Source organism: Nanobdella aerobiophila (assembly GCF_023169545.1).
Taxonomy (GTDB): domain Archaea; phylum Nanobdellota; class Nanobdellia; order Nanobdellales; family Nanobdellaceae; genus Nanobdella; species Nanobdella aerobiophila.
Map to the genome: position 1 here is coordinate 539,155 of NZ_AP019769.1, position 17,217 is coordinate 556,371.

A 17,217-nucleotide genomic window follows, 5' to 3' on the forward strand; every position below is an offset into this window, starting at 1 on the left:
AGTATATAATTTTATGGACATAGAAGAAGCAATAATCAAGAGGAGAAGTTTTAGAGATTATTCAACTGATGATATACCATATGATGACATACTTGATATAATTAAAAAAGGCACCTTAGCGCCAATAGCTGGGAATCTTGACCATTATAAATTTATAATAATAAAAAATCCAGAGACAATAGAAAAGATTTCGTCTGCAGCTAAACAAGAATTTATAAAAAAGGCAAATACATTGATTGTAATAATATCAAATGATCAAAAAATGATATCTTTTTATGGAAATAAAGGAAAAGAATATGCTCTACAAGATACTGCAGCAACAGCAGAAAATATTATCTTGTATGCATTGAATAAAAATGTTGGAACGTGCTGGATTGGAAATTTCGATGAAGCTAAGATAAAGGAAATATTACAGATACCAAAAGAGTATAATGTACACATAATTATAACTATGGGTTATATAAATAATACACCAAAAGAAACACCTAGAAAAAATTTAAATGAAATTGTATATTTTGAAAAATATGGAAATTCCTTATATAAACCACAATATTACCCATTAATGAGCAATATAAAAAATATAATTAATTATCTTAAGAATGTATTTGAAAAACAATAGCTATATTAACTTTTTATCAATTAAAGCTTTTTGACCTGTAGGCAAGCTTGGGACTATGGTTTGTATTAATTGATCCAAGAATTTTGCTAATGCTGGAGCGTATAACCAAACAGCTACATCCATAGAGGACATAATCTCTTTTTCGTCAAATAACATCATCATCACTTCTTCAGAATCTATAGTAACTATTCTACCTCTAAAATCTGCTGCATCATATATTTCTACATAATTTAACAATTCTTGAACATACTTTGCATTTTCATCCTTTATTGGAGTTATAATTCTAACAGTAACATTCCTTTCTTTTAATTCCATAAATACAGGTTTTAGTACTATTGCATCTCTAACAAAACTTAATTCTGTAGTAACTATATTTACTTGTTTTTCTGCTTCCTTTAACATAGTTTCTAAATGACTTATGATATTTTGTTGTCCCCTCAAAGCTCCTGATTTTTCTGAGATGTCTATTGAAGCAGCACCTGACTTGTGTATAGAATCTAATTCACCTACTAATGGAGAATCCTTTAATTTCTCTAACTCTGACACTTTCCTATTTACAACTTCTTCATATCTCTTTCTTACCCTCTCAACAACCTCACTTGGAGGTATTGCTAAGTATTTGATTGGCTTCCCAAGCTTCATAACAACAAAACCTTTTTTTTCTAAAGACTCTAGAACGTCATATGCTCTAGATCTTGGTATATCTGCCAAATCTGCTAATTCACCAGCAGTTGCAACACCCTTTGATAGTAATGCTAACCATATCCTGGCTTCATATGTATTCAAATTAAAAGAAGATTTTACTTTATTCACTAACTCATCATTTACAATCATATAATATATATAGATAACAAAGGGTTTAAAAACTATCCTTATGATTTTTGATTCCTATATAGATCGTATAATCTATTTATATCATCTATATCCTCTATAGACTTATCTGGCCTTAGTCTGACGAATCTTGGAAATCTTAAGGCAAATCCAGATGAATATTTAGGACTTTTCTGTATTTCGTCATACAATACCTCTATTACAATTTTTGGAATTATTTTTACCATTTTTCCATCTTCTTCCCTAATCAATGGTTTTAAAATTTTAGTCATATCCTCAAATGTTATATCATCTTCCGATTCTTTCTTTTCCTTTAAACCACTACTAACCTCTCCAACTTCTAATAATTTGCCTGTCTCTCTATCTAATATAGATATTATATATGATGTTAACCAGCCACCTCTCTTTCCTTCCCCCCATTCTGCACCAGTTATAACAACATCAATTGATTCCTTTACAGGCTTTAATTTTACCATATACCCAACCCTTCTGCCCGGCTGATATTTTGCATCTAATTTTTTAAACATTATACCTTCTAAACCATTTCTTATAGCATCATTGAAAAAATTATTTGCTTCTTCTTCTGAATCTGTTATCTTACCTTCGGATACCGATATCTTATTCTCATCTTCCTTTACTATAGATTTTAATAAATCTCTTCTTTCCTTAAAAGGCACATTTAGTAAGGAATTATCATAATAGATTATATCAAATAATCTAACGACAACTGGTATCTCCTTTACCATTTTTTCTATATTATATTTTCTTCTAATTCTTTGTGAGATCTTTTGGAATGGCAGATATTTTCTATCATGATATCCTACAATTTCTCCTTCGACCAAGAAATCCTTATCCATCGGTAAACATTCTTTAATAAATTCTATAACATCTGGAAATTGATCTGTAACATTTTCTAATCTTCTAGTCCATAAAGATATTTCATTACCCTTTTTATGTATTTGTACTCTAAATCCATCATATTTATATTCAATCATCGCAGGTCTCCCAACAACATCAAATGCTTCTTTAGCACTATCTGCTTTTATAGCCAACATAACCTTTATTGGCCTACCCAATATTGGAGAGATATTGTATATAGCTTCACTTCCTTTTTCCAATATTAACTTTACTACTTCTCCGAAATCATTTAATATAAAATATGCTTTTTCAATATCTTCTGATCTAAAATTAAAGGCTTTAGCTATAGAATCTATTATTATTCCTTCTCCTACTCCGATCTTCAAATCTTCTAAGGATAATCTTGCAATATATCTGGCTTCTAATGGAGTAGAAGATACAAATAAATTTGCTAGGTATCTTATTTTTTTATCTTGAGCGCCCTCTCCCCCTAATAAACCTATTGATCTAAATGTATCATATACATCTTTTATAGATAGCTTTTTAGTAAATATTGATCTTTGTTTCTTTTCTAAAACTAATTTTTCCGCAACTAAACCCATATCACCTGTTTTAACAAATAAATTTTCAATGTACTGTTTATCATATCCTGTAGCTATAGATAATGCCTTTATGGTTAATTTTTCAGCAATCTCAGTATCTTTATCCTCCCATGGATAAAATATGTTCCCTCCTATTAACATAAATGTTTCTTTTATGGAATCTTTATCTATTTCCAATATAAACTTTGATAAAATATCTACTTTTACCAACCTTTCAGACTTATCTTCTAAATTTTTAAAAACATTAGCTAATCTTTCAAATTCCATAAAAATTATATATAAAAATAAAAAATAAAAGTTTCTATATATTTAAAATATCTATTCCTAAATTAGAATCTTTAACCAACCTCCCAGTATCCCACTCTTCTTTCCATTTCGACAATATATATGGACTTCTTACACCAGATATAATTATTGTAGCTTTTATCTTTCCTTTCATATTTTCATCCATTCTTGCACCTAGTATTGTCAAAGAATCTTCACCTAAATATTTCTTTACATGCTCCGCTACTTCATTTACTTCTTTTAAAGTCATGTCTGGACCTCCAGTTACATGTACTAATGCACCTGTAGCACCTTCATATGACACATCTAATAATGGTAATTCCAATGCTCTCTTTGCTGCTTCTTCAGCTCTCTTTTCACCATCTGCTACACCTATACCTACAATAGATGCACCACCACCTATGCCCAATACAGTCTTTACATCAGCGAAGTCCAAATTAATATAAGATGGAACTGCAATAGTTTCTACTAAACCTTTTATCATTTGACCTACTATGTTATTTGCATATCCAAAAGCCTGTGATACTGGCAGATTTCCTGCATATTGCAATATTTTATTGTTATCTATCAATATTACATTATCTGCATATTTTCTTAACTGTGCTAGACCTTCTTCTGCTTTTTCTCTTCTAACTCCACCTTCAGATGAAAATGGTAGTGTTGCTACTGCTACTATTAATGGCACTCCTGCTTCCTTAGCAATTTGTGCGACAACAGGAGCGGAACCTGTTCCTGTTCCTCCACCTAAACCCAATGTAATCCATACCATATCTGCTCCTTCTAATAATTTTCTTAGATCACCCTGGGATGCTCTTGCTGCTTCTGTTCCTTTAGATGGTAAACCACCTGCACCTAATCCCCTAGTTACATCCTTACCCAATAATACTTTTTTATGAGCTTTTACTGATTTTAAATGAGCATAATCCGTATTTGCAGCTATTACTTCTGCACCTTTTATATCCATCTTATATAACCAATCTGCTATATTTGAACCTGCTCCTCCTGTACCTACTATTTTTATTGTTGGTATCAATTTAAACTCCTCGCCTTCTTGTACTCCTATTATTTCTACGTCATCTTCTTTATTAGTATAAAGGTCTGCCATAGTAATATATAAAATTTACTATATTAAAAATATTTTCATTATAAAAAAATCCTTTAAGAATATTTAATAGAATTTTCTGAATTATATAGATAATTTTTAACGTAAAATCAATTCTAATTATATATAGATAATGACAAATAATATCAAAAATAAATAACATATTAAAGTGTTAAGATAAACATAAAAAGAAATGTTTATAAATAATACTTTATAATCATCGTATAGTAATAAATTTATTGATAAATATAAAAAATTATTTTTATAAATCTTTCTATTAATATTACTATTATGAAATCAGAAATGTCTATGAGTATTGGATTGTTAATACCATTTTTATTATTAGCTTCCACTATGTATATAACAACAAGTTCATTAGTAAATAATATACAAAATATGGATTCTGGTATAATAGCATATGCAAATTGTGCACAAAATATGATGAATTATGCATTTATTGGACAAGTATATAACTACACGGCATGTTATGAACAAGAGATAAATCAAACACAATTAAACTGTTCGTATAATAGTACAGATGTTATATGCAATCTTAATGGAACTACATATTTATATCCATTAAAATAAAAATTTTTTTCTTATTATTTTTTAGATGAGATATGTTAATATAAAGACAAAAGATAATAAATTAAGATCAGGATATATAATAAATGAAACCTCCGATTTTATAATAATAAAATTGAAAAATGGTTATAATATAGGTATTTACAAAGAAGATATAATAGATATAGAACAAAAAGAGATATATGATACGAAAAAAGAAGAAATAAGAAATATAATCTCAAAAAATAATAAAAAAATCTCAATAATAGCAACAGGTGGTACAATATTATCAAAAATTGACTATAGAACTGGAGGAGTACATATGCTAACAAATCCAGAAGAATTGATAGATTTAGTCCCAGATCTATTAAATTATACAGAAATAAAAAATATAGAAATCCCTTTTTCTATAGCTTCAGAGGATATGTTACCAGATAACTGGATTGAGATCGGAAAGAAAGCAGTAAATTTACTAAAAGATAATGAAAATAATGGTATAACAGTACTACATGGTACAGATACTATGCACTATACATCTGCTGCACTTTCCTTCATTATAAAAAATCTAAATAAACCTATAGCCTTAACTGGATCCCAGAGATCATCAGATAGACCTTCTTCAGATGCTTTTTTCAATTTATTATCTTCTGCTATATATAATAATTCCGATATTGCAGAAGTTTCAGTTGTTATGCATGGGAGCTCTTCAGATAAATTTGCATATGCCCACAGAGGTACAAAAGTTAGAAAAATGCATACTGAGAGAAGAGATGCATTTCAATCAATAAATGATTTACCAATAGCAAAGATATATCCTTTAGAAAAAAATATGGAGATAATAAATAACAATTATGTAAAAAGGAATAATAATGACCCATATCTAGATGATAAAATTGAAAAGAAAGTTGCATTAATCAAAGTATATCCAGGTTCTGATCCAGATATTGTAAAATATTATATAGATAAAAATTATAGAGGGATTGTATTAGAAGGAACTGGTTTTGGTCATGTACCAACAAATCCAGTTAAAAAAGAATATTCATGGATAGATAACATAAAAGAAGGAATTAAAAATAATATGGTATTTGTTATAGCCTCACAAACTATATATGGTAGAACGAATCCTTTTGTCTATACCAATGGTAGATTATTATATGATTTAGGTGTTATATATTCTCAAGATATGACACCGGAAGTTTCTCTAGTAAAACTGATGTATAGTTTAGGACATGCAGATAATTATGATGAAGTAAAAAAGATCTTTCTATCGAATATAGCTGGAGAAATAAATGAAAAAAGTCATTATGAATATTTCAATGTACTATAGAACCTTCTTTTATATCTTTATCAACGGTTAATAAAGATACAAAGTTATCGTATTCCGCTGCTAACAACATACCTTGAGATTCTATACCCCTAAAATTCTTATATTGTAAATTTGTCACTATTATTATTTTTTTATTTATTAACTCCTCCTTTTTGTACCAACTTTTTATCCCGGATACAATTGTCCTTATTTCGCCTCCTATATCTACTTTTAATACATATAATTTATCTGCATTTGGATGATCTTGGACTTCTAATATTTTTCCAACTATTAACCTTATTTTTTGTAGATCTTCAATCGTTATTGAATCCATTTAAAACTATTATAAACATTATTTATAAATGGAACCAATAAAGGATTTAAAGATAAAAAAGGACATTAAAGTATCAGAACTATTAGAACAGTTCAAAAATATAGGAGGATTTCAGGCACAAGAACTATATAGAGGTTATGAAGCATTAAAAGATATGTTTAATGATAAAGAAGTTATAAAAATTCTCTCATTCCCAGCAGATATAATATCAACTGGAATTAGAGGGTTAATAAGAGATATAATAAAAAATAAATTATTTGATATTATAATTACTACAACCGGGACATTAGATCATGATATAGCAAGATTAGTAAATGACTACTATATTGGATATTTTGATTCTGATGATATAAAATTAAGGGAGGAGGGTATATTAAGGTTAGGAAATGTATATATACCAGATAATAATTATGGTCTAGCAATAGAAAACATATTAAGACCTATATTAAATGATATTTTTGATGAGTTAAATAAAGATAATAAAAAGAGGATAGGAACCTATGAATTAATATATAAAATTGGTGAAAGATTAGAAAATAACCCTCGAAAAGAAGAAAGTATAGTATATTGGTCCTACAAAAACAAGATACCAATAATAATTCCAGGCATTACAGATGGTGCAGTTGGTACTCAAATATTAATAAATGAATATGACTACCCCGACATACAGATATCTGTATGGGAAGATGAAAAACTTCTAGCATCAAAATTCTTCGGAGATAAAAAAGTAGGTGCATTAATACTTGGTGGAGGTATATCAAAGCATCATACAATCTGGTGGGCCCAATTCTCAGGGGGATTAAAATATGCTGTATATATATCATCTGCGAATGAATTAGATGGTAGTTTATCTGGCGCAAAAACAAAGGAAGCAATAACCTGGAAAAAGATTAAAAAAGATGCAAAGCATGTGAATATATGGAGTGATATAACAATAGCACTACCATTAATAATATCAGATTTTCTATAAATATTTTTTTATGGAGGAAATAAAAATTGAAAAAGAAAAAACAATTTTAATAGTCTGGGACGTAATAAATATATTAGTAAATAGTATATATAATAAAGAAGAGTTTATAAATTCTACAAAAGAAGTGATAGAATTTGCTAGAAAAAACAATATACCTGTAGTATATACAAAGATAAAGCAATATCCGAAGGGATTTGAACCTAAGAATATATCGAATATGAAATGGAAAAGTTCTACATGGAAAGAAGGAGATTTCGATCTATATATAAAACCAGAGGATAATGAATTAATAATAGAAAAAAATACCTGGAGCATATTTGTAGGAACAAATTTTGAATTATTATTAAGAAATAGGAATATAAATAATATAATATTCACTGGTATTGCTACAGAAATAGGAATAGAAACATCTGCAAGACATGCATTTGCACTAGGATTTACACCTATAATAATAGAAGATGCTGTTTCATCATCAAATAAAGAAGGTCATAATAGGTCTATAGAAAACATGAAAAACCTATTTATAACAGTAAAAGCAAAAAATTTAGAAAACATTATAAAATAGTTTTTTATCTGTTTACCCTCTTATCATCATTATATCAGTCGACATCGAAATCTTCATCAAATTTTTATTATTTTTCTATATTTAAATTTTATAGCACCCTCCAATCAATGAAGTAAGTCTGAGTATGAGGCTGGTGATACTGCGGATTATAACCAGTATCCGCGAATATTTCCTTTGTACCAATCATTTAAAATTATAATACTTATTCTCTTTATCCAATTTTTATCCTTTATATTATATTTTTTTCTTAATTTATCATATAAATCCTTAAAATTATTAAATTCAATATTATAATAATCTTTAAATGGACTTTTTCCTATATGTTTATATAAATAAAATACTGCCTTCTCAGGAAATTTAATATTTTCAATTCTTATACTACCTAGTATTGCCATCTTATATTCTTCTCTTGGTAATATTATTCCTGGTGAGTCGATTATATAATATCTTCTCGATAATCGTATCATTTGTAATCCTTTTGTAAATCCTGGCGATGGAGAAGTTAATGACCTTTTTCTACCAGTTAATAAATTGGATATAGATGATTTTCCTGTATTTGGATATCCGAATAAACCAATATATATTTTTTCTTTATTTTTATTTGAGATATCTTTTATCATTTTTCTTAATAATCTACTTCCTCTTCTTGTTTTTGTCGATACATAAACTGTTGGAAACTCATTATTAAATGCATCCACTACTATATCTAAAAAATCTTCTGGAACTAGATCTGATTTATTCAAAACCAATATCAATTTTTTATTAAAGTTTTTTATATATTTTTCAATACTATATAGTCTACAACTTTTAGGAAATCTAGAGTCTAATATTTCCAATAATATATCTGATCTTGAAATAATCTCCATGATTTTTTTATCCATATATATTAAAATTAGCATTACAAATTAAGCCTTTATATTGAAATTATAATATTATATTTATAAATAATAAGGTATATATTATATTATGGCAGCAAGGAAAAAAAAGACTTTAAAGGAACTTATTTTAGAATTATTAAAATCTCCAATGTCTGTAGATGATCTAATAAAGGCCGTGAAATCAAAAAGGCCTAGAACAAGGGTAAGGGTTATAAAGACTTTGGTCACTAGATTAAAGAAGGATAATGTAGTGAAGGATATGAATGGAAAACTACAAGCTTCCTAGGGCCTTTATTTATATATTTTTAATATAATCCATATATAAATCCTAGCATTCCAATTAATTCTCCAGAATACAATATATATCCATACCCTAGAGATCCTAGTATACCTGTAATGATCAATATCAATATTGCAAAAATCGTCGCCAATAATTTTATAGATTTAGATTTTTTCTTAATAAAAGAGTATATTGCAGATCCTAATATTACTACTGAGGCAAATAATTCTAATATTGATGAAATTCCCATGACAGAAGCTAAATTTGGAGATGAATAATTCATAGCTATTCCATTCATTATAATATTAAAATTACTAGCTATTATTAAAAAATACAAAAATATTATTGATAATACAATTGCAATTATCATAAATGTATATTGTAATTTTTTACTATAATATAATATAGAACCATTAGCGATCAAAAGTAATAAAAAAGCAACTAAGAATATATATAATTTTTCAAACAATATATTATAATAATTGATAGAAAATAATATTTGTATTAAACTTATTAAAGAAAATCCTAAAAAGCCTAAAAAATAAAAGAAATACATCTTAGAATTAGTTCTAATATATCTTCTAAGAGATAAATAAACCACACCCAAAGATATTATAAATATTACTATAGTAAATATAGTTATTGACTCCATCATACGGATATATAAAAAATTTATAAAAATATTGGGCCCGTAGTCTAGCGGTAGGATGTCGGCCTGGCTCGCCGGAGATCCCGGGTTCAAATCCCGGCGGGTCCATAAAGAAAAACTTATAATATATAAATTAAAGATATATTTTAGCACTCGTCGTCTAGCGGTAGGATGCGGGCCTTCCAAGCCCGCGGCCCGGGTTCAAATCCCGGCGAGTGCACTTTATAAATGATTATCAGATCTTATATACTGAAATAATCTATTTTTACTTGCCATAGTAAGCAATATTATCTAATAAGCTATATATCTATTGTCTTATTTATTATATTACCAAATAAAACATTTATATTGTATCCGTAGAATATTTTATATAAGAAAGAAGTTATTTATAGATAAATAGCTTAGTATAATCTGGATAGAAACTAAATAATTATATTGATTTCCAAATCTACTTATTATATAATCAATTTTCTTAAATACATATAAATAAGAATTATATTCTGATCTAAAAATATATACATTAGGAAAGATTTTTTTAAACATTTATATATAATATTTTTCTAAATTCTAAAGGTATTAGATTATCTTTCTTATTTTTATCATTTTATACTATAAATATTATTATTTGATCTACATATTAGATAAATATCTTTTATTCTATAAAGTTATAGATTGGTCAAATCCTCTCTATAAACAATAAAATATATTTACTACTAATTATCAATTATTATTACAAATTTTTATAGAATTTTTTATTAATTCTAAATACTTTATATAAATATGGATATAATCGTTGGAAGATCTATTGATGATCTTGAAAAATATAAATATTCTGGATCTATATTTATAGGAAAACAATATATAAAAATGGAAAATGCAACTTCATTATCTAATAATATATATCTAGATGTAAATAATCCACATTTAATATTAATTGCCGGTAAGAGAGGACAAGGTAAAAGTTATACACTAGCATCTATATTCGAAAGCTTAGCTACAATGGAAGAAGATCTATTAAATAATTTCTCAGGCCTCATATTTGATACAATGGGCATATTCTGGACAATGAAATTTCCAAATTATAGAGATGCAGAAGCTTTAGAAAGGTGGGGTTTAAAACCACAAGCAATAAAAAACTCAAGAATTTTAGTTCCAGAAGGTTTATCGGATAAATATAGAGATATAGATATGCCAATAGATGATAGATTCTCTTTAAATCCTTCAGATTTATCTGGTATAGAGTGGGTGCTATCTTTTAATCTAGATCCTTCATCTCAATTATCTTTATATATTCAGAGAATAATTAAAAAAATGCAAGAGAATAATAACAGATATACTATAGAAGATATAATTAATTATATAGAAAAATTAAATATTGACAATAGAATAAAAAATAGTATTATAACCTACTTTGATTCTGCTAATTCTTGGGGCTTATTTTCAGATAAAGGATATACTACCAAAGATCTTTTGAAACCAGGATATATAAATATTCTAGATATATCATTATTTACAGCGATTACAGGAGGATGGTCAATAAAAAATCTCGTAATAGGATTAATTGCAAAAAAAATATTTTATGAAAGACTACTATATAGAAAAAAAGAAGAATTGGATGAAATATATATTTCAAGAGATATGAATAATAGAGAATTTCCATTAGTATGGCTAGCAATAGATGAGGCACACGAATCTATACCAAATGATAGTATAACTCCCGCAACAGAATCATTGATACAGATAATTAGAGAGGGCAGACAACCAGGAATTACATTAGTACTCGCCACCCAACAACCTGGCAAAATGCATACAGATGTAATTACACAAAGTGATATTGTAATATCTCATAGAGTTACAGCGGAAAGAGATTTAAATTCTTTAAATGAAATTATGAAAAATTTTTCCGCCCAGGATATAGACATATATATGAATGAAAATTTACCAAAAAAGAAAGGTGCAGCACTGATATTAGATGACAAATCTGAAAAAATATATGCTATGCAAATCAAACCTAGAATTTCTTGGCATGGCGGAGCAGATCCTACATTAATAAGAAAAAGATTATGGCTAAATCAATAATAAAGATATTGGAAGGAGCTATATCTATAATAATTTTTATATCATTTTTAATATTTTATATACATTTATATTATGCTTATATATATAATAAAATAGAGAACAATCAATTAAACTACGATAATATAGAAATTGATAATGTACTAGATAAAATAAGTCAAAATTATTATATATTATCTATAAATAGTATGATACCAGTATCTATGTATTACCAGTGTCAGGCTAATTCATCAATATACAATAATTTAATAAATGAAAATGCATATGAAGATTTTTGTACAGCCTTTCCTATATTCTATCCTTTAAATATCTCTTTCTTAACCAATTATACGGGTATATTAAACAATACATATGATACTTACCTTGATCCTAACTATGGATTATATTTTTATCTAAATATTAGTAATTTATCTATAGAAAATAATAGTCAATATATAATATTAAATATTTCAAATCCTTCAAATAATGTATTTAATCAAACAATATTCATAACAAACCCGGATTTATTCTACTGGTTACAAAATAATGACAATATAGAACTATATGATATAAATAATAATCAAACCATAAATTTCTGTTACCAAAATGCAGATTTTGTATGCAATATTTCTAATGATCAATCTTTTGGTATATGGGCTAATATTTATATACCTAATAATAATTACACATTACTAAATATATCAATTACAAACAGCTCTTATAGTTTAGACGGTAGTAATATTTTTCCTTTCTATGATCATTTTTATTACTTTAATGAAAATCAATTGAGTAAAAACTGGATAATTAATACGCAAATAGAGGTATATTATAATAACCCCGGAGATATAATATATCCTAATAATTCAGATAGTTTTACCATATCTTCAAAAAAGTATATAAATCCTGGAAATTACCTCGTTATATTTAATGCTTCATCTTCATCAGAGGGCAAAATAACTATTGGTAATTGCAATATAAATATACCAAATAATAATAATAATATTTATTTCTACTATTGTAATTTGACAGAAAATTCGAATATAACAATCTATAATAATGGAAAATTATATATAGACTATATTATATTAATTAATTACAATAATAAATATACTATAAATAACCTATATGAACCAAATATAACAGAAAGTTATAACTTTATAATAGGACCAGATATAAATTACAATTCTAATAATAATCTAATATTAAACCAAAATTATATTGCCAATAATTATATATTATACAATAATAATAGCAATAGTCTAGGATATATTACAGAAATAATCAACAACTATCCCGAGTACTATAATCCTTTATTTTATTATTTATATACTAATAGTAATTTTCCAAATACATATAATATAAATGACTCAGAAGCATTGCTAAGTATATATAATAATTATAATTTATCGATAAATAATGTAATCTTCCCAAATACATATTGGTTTATTATAAATACAAAAAAATATTATAACTCTAACAATATGATATATTGGAATACAAATGAAAATAATTTCGGATTTCAATATGGGCATGCAAATTTTTATAATGAAATATTTTCTTATATTAATTCCTTATTAAATAATTATCTATATTTACCATATGAAAATGGTATAATCTTATATAGTAAAAGCCAAAACTCTACATCTTTATTATTTACAAACTATAACCCATACATAAGATATTACCTATATATACAATATAATCTATTTCTAATAAACTACTATTATCTAATGAATTTAAAGTTATTAAATAATTATTCTTATGAAAATTATTATTTATATTTTTACGATAATCCATATCTAGATATTAATACGGGAGAATATCTATCTTTTTCTACACAGATTCCAATAATAGATATAAATTATATAAAACCAATAAAAGCAATAAACTTAAATAATTTGATACAAGAATCGAGTAATTATAATAATATATATTTCTATATTGAAAATGATAATATAACGATATATAATGGATATATATATAGCGGTAATATAGTAAACAACTACTTATATTCTAATATATATAATGAGTACATATTTTATAATAATACTTTATATAATGATAAGATTATAATATATATAAAATGAGATCTTGGATTATATTAGTAGAACTAGCTTTCTCAGTAATTATATTATCATTATTTTTATTATATAATTATTATTATAAAAATAATAATAATTATATAATAAACTATCAATATTATAATACAATATATCTAAACAATTCGTGTAATAATAATCAACTAATATATGAAATAATAAATATAACAAATAATAATGCAACAATATGTTATTATGGTAATATAGTAAGCTCAGAATATATACATAATCTAGAACCAGTATATGAAATTTTATACCCTGGCCAAAATAATTATAATCCTTATATATTAATAATATTTTCATGAGAAATCAATATATATTACTAGCAACTATGTTTATAACAGTTTTATTATCTCTTCTAATTATATATAATAATAAGCCTATTAACTATATAAATCCAGAATTAATAGGAAGTAATTTCCAAAAAAGTATATTATATATATATCAAAATTATGGATATAATTATATAGGAAACTATACTAACCTATTTGTAAATTATACAAATACCATAAATTATAATTTTTCTTATATATGCATATCTTCATATAATCTATCTTTAGAATCATGTAATGGAAATAATATTAATTGCTGCTATTATTTTAGTGGGTATATAAATATAAATTCAACAATATTAAAGTATTGCGATAATAATTTCACCCTATATAACCCACCAGATTGGATATGTTTCTGTTATAATGTAAACAATAGTATAGAACAATATTCAAATTTCTTCTGCACTTAACATCTATCAATAAAGAATCCATAAACAGTCTTATTTAATAACAAGCAAATATTATTTCCAGATATAGAATATTCATTTCCAGATATATTAAATGGTAAGGTATTAATACTAAAATTATATAAAAAATCATTTATGGAGATATTGGTTACATTTAAATTTATATATGATGGTACATATATTGAATAATTTATATTAGAATAATAAATGGCATTTATATATCCTGGATATATATTTATTATTAGATTAGAAGGTATCTGCTCTTGAAACTCATATGTACATGAATAGCAAGAGCCAATCTGATATATTTCATAATTTAAATTTGATAATAAACTAACCGTATATCTTAAGTTTATCTCAGATTGATTATTGGCTATAGATAAATGAACATAGTATAGAACAAATGACAATATTGCTATAGCAAAAGAAGTATATATTAAAAATTCTACCCATAAACTTACACCCTTCATAAATTACCTATATATTCTACTAAATTTTTATTATCTTTAGTTAAATCTTTATATATTTCATTCGCCAATTTATCTAATATACTTTTTCCTTCATTAGTAATTACTCTTCCTTTATTTTTATTATCTAGAATTTTTGTAACTAAACCTGCAGATTCTAATTCTTGTAATATTGATCTCACCATCTTTCCATATCCTCTTCTAAACTTACCAGGTTCCATGCCTCTTTTTCTTAATCCACCATAATATTTTCTTAATCTAGACACACCAATCGGTCCTTTAATATATAATCTCCTCAATATAGAAGCAGCTCTATAATACCACCATCCAGGCTCATTGTTATACTCCTCAGCAGGTATATCTGGATTTCTCTCTCTATCAGGACCTGTCTTTACAAAATTTGCCCAATATGGTGGTTTTATCTTATCTCTATAATTTTCGAATAAATATTTTGCTAATCTTTTATTGAATATATTTCCAGGTATATCAAGCACATTTACCATATATTGCAATATTTATAAAACATTTTTAAAATATAATATTTAATGAGTCATACTCAAATTCTAAAATCTACTGGAAGATTTGGAGCAAGATATGGAAAAAGTATAAGAGAAGCTCTCCTAGATATAGAAAAAAATTATAGAAATAAAAGAAATAAGTGTCCATATTGTAATTATTATTCTGTAAAAAGAGTAGCTTATGGAATATGGTCTTGTAAACACTGCGGCAAAGTATTTACAGGTAAAGCATATTCAATATGACCTACTATATGTGTATAAACTGTAAGAGGACTATAGACCATGAATCTGCGTTAAAGAGGGTTAAGTGTCCATATTGTGGGTCTAAGATTTTAGTTAAGACAAGACCAAATACTGTAAAAAAAGTTAAAGCTATATGAAAATAATATTAACAGGTTTAGACAAGGATTTCATAGAATCTGCTAAGTTTTTAAAGAATTCTGAAAATATTATGATCGAAAATGATGAAATTATAATAAACTCAGAGTCTATATCCGTTGGTAGAGCTAAAATTAATTTATTATATAGACTACTAAGAATATATGATAATTTTAACAGATTCTTGTCCAATTTGTAATTCTAAAAATATAGATATAAATAATATAGAGTATGATCTTCCCAAGATAGGTAAATCTATATTATATGTATTCAAGTGTAATGATTGTAATTATAAGAGTTCTGAAATAATCCCACTAACTGAAAAAGATCCTGTAAGAATAGAGATAAAAGTGGATAATAAAGATAAATTTAAGAAAATAATACTAAGATCCCCATATGCAATAATTAATTTGAAAGAAATTGAAATGGATATATATCCTGGAATAGATTCAAAATTTGAAATAAAGGCTGTAGACGATTTTATAAATAGTGTAAAAGATAAGTTGGAAGAAATAAAGATATTATATCATGGAGAAGAATATAATAAAGTTATAGAAAAGATAAAATATTTAGAAGAGGTCTTGGAAAATAAAAAAGAATTAACAATAATAATAGATGACGAGAAAGGCTATTCTACTATATATAATTACTGAGCATTCTCTTCTCCCTTTATATCTTCTACTGCAGACATTTGGTGTCCTCTCCATATCTTCACATATGCTGGTGTCGCTATAATCCAATCCTTATTTACTGCTACAATATCCCCGCCAACGGCATCTACTACAGATTTTATTCTTGATACTACTCTTTTTGCTTCAATTAAATCTTTACTTGCATTTAGATTACTCAAATCTACAAATACTATAAAATTCCTCTCCCTTAATGAATCTACAACTGCCTTTACCTCTGAAGGATCTTTTAATCTAAATACTCTGACATATATCTTTACTTCTTCTGCTTTTTGAGTTGGAACTACTTCTACATATTGATCAGTATTCTCTTCCTTCTTACCTTTAAATATATTTTTAAATGAGATCGCCATATACCTATATATTTCATTAGTATTTTTATAGATTTGTTTAATTATATTCTTTTATATTATTGATAATCAATAAAAA

General features: G+C 26.0%; 22 protein-coding genes and 2 tRNA genes. 15 read left to right on the plus strand and 9 right to left on the minus strand.

The genetic code is table 11. From position 1 onward, the window contains the following. Positions 1–13: 13 nt before the first annotated feature. A complete protein-coding gene (locus MJ2HA_RS03065) occupies positions 14–619 on the plus strand; it encodes a nitroreductase family protein (protein WP_258393080.1) in 606 nt (201 codons plus the stop codon). Here the strand turns inward: MJ2HA_RS03065 and MJ2HA_RS03070 are convergent, their stop codons facing one another. From MJ2HA_RS03070 to ftsZ, 3 genes are read right to left on the minus strand one after another with little or no spacing between them, the layout of a single operon-like run. Continuing rightward, positions 620–1,453: a TrmB family transcriptional regulator gene (locus MJ2HA_RS03070; RefSeq protein WP_258393081.1), complete on the minus strand. Its 834-nt coding sequence runs from the start codon at positions 1,451–1,453 to the stop codon at positions 620–622. A 38-nt stretch (positions 1,454–1,491) separates the two neighbouring features. Then, positions 1,492–3,177, minus strand: a complete 1,686-nt coding sequence (locus tag MJ2HA_RS03075; RefSeq protein ID WP_258393082.1) for an ATP-dependent DNA ligase — start codon at positions 3,175–3,177, stop codon at positions 1,492–1,494. A 34-nt stretch (positions 3,178–3,211) separates the two neighbouring features. After that, the gene (gene ftsZ / locus MJ2HA_RS03080) at positions 3,212–4,300 is read right to left on the minus strand and encodes a cell division protein FtsZ (RefSeq protein ID WP_258393083.1); all 1,089 of its coding nucleotides are present in this window, start codon (positions 4,298–4,300) and stop codon (positions 3,212–3,214) included. A gap of 288 nt (positions 4,301–4,588) precedes the next feature. Between ftsZ and MJ2HA_RS03085 the strand changes: the two genes are divergently transcribed. Further along, complete coding sequence (locus MJ2HA_RS03085) at positions 4,589–4,885, plus strand: hypothetical protein (RefSeq protein WP_258393084.1); 297 nt, start codon at positions 4,589–4,591, stop codon at positions 4,883–4,885. Positions 4,886–4,910: 25 nt separating this feature from the next. Continuing rightward, entirely contained in the window at positions 4,911–6,188 is a 1,278-nt protein-coding gene (gene gatD, locus MJ2HA_RS03090; RefSeq protein ID WP_258393085.1) for a Glu-tRNA(Gln) amidotransferase subunit GatD, read from the plus strand. On the opposite strand, the gene MJ2HA_RS03095 is transcribed toward gatD, so the two are convergent. After that, on the minus strand, positions 6,175–6,501 hold the full coding sequence (locus MJ2HA_RS03095) for a methionine--tRNA ligase subunit beta (RefSeq protein ID WP_258393086.1): 327 nt from the start codon (positions 6,499–6,501) through the stop codon (positions 6,175–6,177). The genes gatD and MJ2HA_RS03095 overlap by 14 nt on opposite strands. Positions 6,502–6,529: 28 nt before the next feature. Here MJ2HA_RS03095 and MJ2HA_RS03100 point away from each other — a divergent pair, with 28 nt between their 5' ends. Together MJ2HA_RS03100 and MJ2HA_RS03105 are read left to right on the plus strand one after the other, a co-directional pair. Next, a complete protein-coding gene (locus MJ2HA_RS03100) occupies positions 6,530–7,471 on the plus strand; it encodes a deoxyhypusine synthase (RefSeq protein ID WP_258393087.1) in 942 nt (313 codons plus the stop codon). A 10-nt stretch (positions 7,472–7,481) separates the two neighbouring features. Further along, the gene (locus tag MJ2HA_RS03105) at positions 7,482–8,036 is read left to right on the plus strand and encodes a cysteine hydrolase family protein (RefSeq protein ID WP_258393088.1); all 555 of its coding nucleotides are present in this window, start codon (positions 7,482–7,484) and stop codon (positions 8,034–8,036) included. A 146-nt stretch (positions 8,037–8,182) separates the two neighbouring features. Here the strand turns inward: MJ2HA_RS03105 and MJ2HA_RS03110 are convergent, their stop codons facing one another. Then, positions 8,183–8,902, minus strand: coding sequence for a GTPase (locus tag MJ2HA_RS03110; protein WP_258393089.1), 720 nt, complete (start codon positions 8,900–8,902; stop codon positions 8,183–8,185). Between the two features lie 100 nt (positions 8,903–9,002). On the opposite strand from MJ2HA_RS03110, the gene MJ2HA_RS03115 reads away from it, so the two are divergent. Next, complete coding sequence (locus MJ2HA_RS03115; protein WP_258393090.1) at positions 9,003–9,200, plus strand: hypothetical protein; 198 nt, start codon at positions 9,003–9,005, stop codon at positions 9,198–9,200. A gap of 19 nt (positions 9,201–9,219) precedes the next feature. Here MJ2HA_RS03115 and MJ2HA_RS03120 read toward each other — a convergent pair whose 3' ends face one another. Further along, positions 9,220–9,846, minus strand: coding sequence for a hypothetical protein (locus tag MJ2HA_RS03120; protein ID WP_258393091.1), 627 nt, complete (start codon positions 9,844–9,846; stop codon positions 9,220–9,222). 33 nt (positions 9,847–9,879) lie between these two features. On the opposite strand from MJ2HA_RS03120, the gene MJ2HA_RS03125 reads away from it, so the two are divergent. The 6 genes from MJ2HA_RS03125 (at position 9,880) to MJ2HA_RS03150 (ending at position 14,739) form a co-directional block, all read left to right on the plus strand. Further along, positions 9,880–9,951: transfer RNA gene (locus MJ2HA_RS03125), tRNA-Ala, on the plus strand. Between the two features lie 41 nt (positions 9,952–9,992). Next, positions 9,993–10,063 (plus strand) — tRNA-Gly (locus tag MJ2HA_RS03130). Positions 10,064–10,623: 560 nt separating this feature from the next. Further along, positions 10,624–11,922, plus strand: coding sequence for an ATP-binding protein (locus tag MJ2HA_RS03135; protein WP_258393092.1), 1,299 nt, complete (start codon positions 10,624–10,626; stop codon positions 11,920–11,922). Further along, positions 11,907–13,985: a hypothetical protein gene (locus tag MJ2HA_RS03140; protein ID WP_258393093.1), complete on the plus strand. Its 2,079-nt coding sequence runs from the start codon at positions 11,907–11,909 to the stop codon at positions 13,983–13,985. Before MJ2HA_RS03135 ends, MJ2HA_RS03140 begins: the two co-directional genes overlap by 16 nt. Continuing rightward, a complete protein-coding gene (locus MJ2HA_RS03145) occupies positions 13,982–14,302 on the plus strand; it encodes a hypothetical protein (protein ID WP_258393094.1) in 321 nt (106 codons plus the stop codon). The genes MJ2HA_RS03140 and MJ2HA_RS03145 overlap by 4 nt, the downstream gene beginning before the upstream one ends. After that, a complete protein-coding gene (locus MJ2HA_RS03150; protein WP_258393095.1) occupies positions 14,299–14,739 on the plus strand; it encodes a hypothetical protein in 441 nt (146 codons plus the stop codon). The genes MJ2HA_RS03145 and MJ2HA_RS03150 overlap by 4 nt, the downstream gene beginning before the upstream one ends. Here MJ2HA_RS03150 and MJ2HA_RS03155 read toward each other — a convergent pair. Both MJ2HA_RS03155 and MJ2HA_RS03160 read right to left on the minus strand, forming a co-directional pair. Then, positions 14,736–15,206, minus strand: a complete 471-nt coding sequence (locus tag MJ2HA_RS03155; RefSeq protein WP_258393096.1) for a hypothetical protein — start codon at positions 15,204–15,206, stop codon at positions 14,736–14,738. The genes MJ2HA_RS03150 and MJ2HA_RS03155 overlap by 4 nt on opposite strands. Continuing rightward, on the minus strand, positions 15,203–15,706 hold the full coding sequence (locus MJ2HA_RS03160; protein WP_258393097.1) for a 30S ribosomal protein S19e: 504 nt from the start codon (positions 15,704–15,706) through the stop codon (positions 15,203–15,205). Before MJ2HA_RS03160 ends, MJ2HA_RS03155 begins: the two co-directional genes overlap by 4 nt. A 42-nt stretch (positions 15,707–15,748) precedes the next feature. On the opposite strand from MJ2HA_RS03160, the gene MJ2HA_RS03165 reads away from it, so the two are divergent. The 3 genes from MJ2HA_RS03165 to MJ2HA_RS03180 all read left to right on the plus strand — a co-directional run bounded on the left by MJ2HA_RS03165 (position 15,749) and on the right by MJ2HA_RS03180 (position 16,752). Next, on the plus strand, positions 15,749–15,964 hold the full coding sequence (locus MJ2HA_RS03165; RefSeq protein WP_258393098.1) for an eL43 family ribosomal protein: 216 nt from the start codon (positions 15,749–15,751) through the stop codon (positions 15,962–15,964). Positions 15,965–16,097: 133 nt separating this feature from the next. Next, positions 16,098–16,298, plus strand: a complete 201-nt coding sequence (locus MJ2HA_RS03175) for a hypothetical protein (protein ID WP_258393100.1) — start codon at positions 16,098–16,100, stop codon at positions 16,296–16,298. Further along, entirely contained in the window at positions 16,264–16,752 is a 489-nt protein-coding gene (locus MJ2HA_RS03180) for a ZPR1 zinc finger domain-containing protein (protein WP_258393101.1), read from the plus strand. The genes MJ2HA_RS03175 and MJ2HA_RS03180 overlap by 35 nt, the downstream gene beginning before the upstream one ends. On the opposite strand, the gene MJ2HA_RS03185 is transcribed toward MJ2HA_RS03180, so the two are convergent. Further along, entirely contained in the window at positions 16,746–17,141 is a 396-nt protein-coding gene (locus tag MJ2HA_RS03185) for a cell division protein SepF (RefSeq protein ID WP_258393102.1), read from the minus strand. The two genes, MJ2HA_RS03180 and MJ2HA_RS03185, sit on opposite strands and share 7 nt — an antisense overlap. Positions 17,142–17,217: the final 76 nt, after the last annotated feature.

Bases quoted from the DNA above. Each gene is read 5' to 3' on its own strand.
- MJ2HA_RS03065 (WP_258393080.1), top strand. From the start codon at position 14: ATGGACATAGAAGAAGCAATAATCAAGAGGAGAAGTTTTAGAGATTAT.
- MJ2HA_RS03070 (WP_258393081.1), bottom strand. From the start codon at position 1,453: ATGATTGTAAATGATGAGTTAGTGAATAAAGTAAAATCTTCTTTTAAT.
- MJ2HA_RS03075 (WP_258393082.1), bottom strand. From the start codon at position 3,177: ATGGAATTTGAAAGATTAGCTAATGTTTTTAAAAATTTAGAAGATAAG.
- ftsZ (WP_258393083.1), bottom strand. From the start codon at position 4,300: ATGGCAGACCTTTATACTAATAAAGAAGATGACGTAGAAATAATAGGA.
- MJ2HA_RS03085 (WP_258393084.1), top strand. From the start codon at position 4,589: ATGAAATCAGAAATGTCTATGAGTATTGGATTGTTAATACCATTTTTA.
- gatD (WP_258393085.1), top strand. From the start codon at position 4,911: ATGAGATATGTTAATATAAAGACAAAAGATAATAAATTAAGATCAGGA.
- MJ2HA_RS03095 (WP_258393086.1), bottom strand. From the start codon at position 6,501: ATGGATTCAATAACGATTGAAGATCTACAAAAAATAAGGTTAATAGTT.
- MJ2HA_RS03100 (WP_258393087.1), top strand. From the start codon at position 6,530: ATGGAACCAATAAAGGATTTAAAGATAAAAAAGGACATTAAAGTATCA.
- MJ2HA_RS03105 (WP_258393088.1), top strand. From the start codon at position 7,482: ATGGAGGAAATAAAAATTGAAAAAGAAAAAACAATTTTAATAGTCTGG.
- MJ2HA_RS03110 (WP_258393089.1), bottom strand. From the start codon at position 8,902: ATGGAGATTATTTCAAGATCAGATATATTATTGGAAATATTAGACTCT.
- MJ2HA_RS03115 (WP_258393090.1), top strand. From the start codon at position 9,003: ATGGCAGCAAGGAAAAAAAAGACTTTAAAGGAACTTATTTTAGAATTA.
- MJ2HA_RS03120 (WP_258393091.1), bottom strand. From the start codon at position 9,846: ATGGAGTCAATAACTATATTTACTATAGTAATATTTATAATATCTTTG.
- MJ2HA_RS03135 (WP_258393092.1), top strand. From the start codon at position 10,624: ATGGATATAATCGTTGGAAGATCTATTGATGATCTTGAAAAATATAAA.
- MJ2HA_RS03140 (WP_258393093.1), top strand. From the start codon at position 11,907: ATGGCTAAATCAATAATAAAGATATTGGAAGGAGCTATATCTATAATA.
- MJ2HA_RS03145 (WP_258393094.1), top strand. From the start codon at position 13,982: ATGAGATCTTGGATTATATTAGTAGAACTAGCTTTCTCAGTAATTATA.
- MJ2HA_RS03150 (WP_258393095.1), top strand. From the start codon at position 14,299: ATGAGAAATCAATATATATTACTAGCAACTATGTTTATAACAGTTTTA.
- MJ2HA_RS03155 (WP_258393096.1), bottom strand. From the start codon at position 15,206: ATGAAGGGTGTAAGTTTATGGGTAGAATTTTTAATATATACTTCTTTT.
- MJ2HA_RS03160 (WP_258393097.1), bottom strand. From the start codon at position 15,706: ATGGTAAATGTGCTTGATATACCTGGAAATATATTCAATAAAAGATTA.
- MJ2HA_RS03165 (WP_258393098.1), top strand. From the start codon at position 15,749: ATGAGTCATACTCAAATTCTAAAATCTACTGGAAGATTTGGAGCAAGA.
- MJ2HA_RS03175 (WP_258393100.1), top strand. From the start codon at position 16,098: ATGAAAATAATATTAACAGGTTTAGACAAGGATTTCATAGAATCTGCT.
- MJ2HA_RS03180 (WP_258393101.1), top strand. From the start codon at position 16,264: ATGATAATTTTAACAGATTCTTGTCCAATTTGTAATTCTAAAAATATA.
- MJ2HA_RS03185 (WP_258393102.1), bottom strand. From the start codon at position 17,141: ATGGCGATCTCATTTAAAAATATATTTAAAGGTAAGAAGGAAGAGAAT.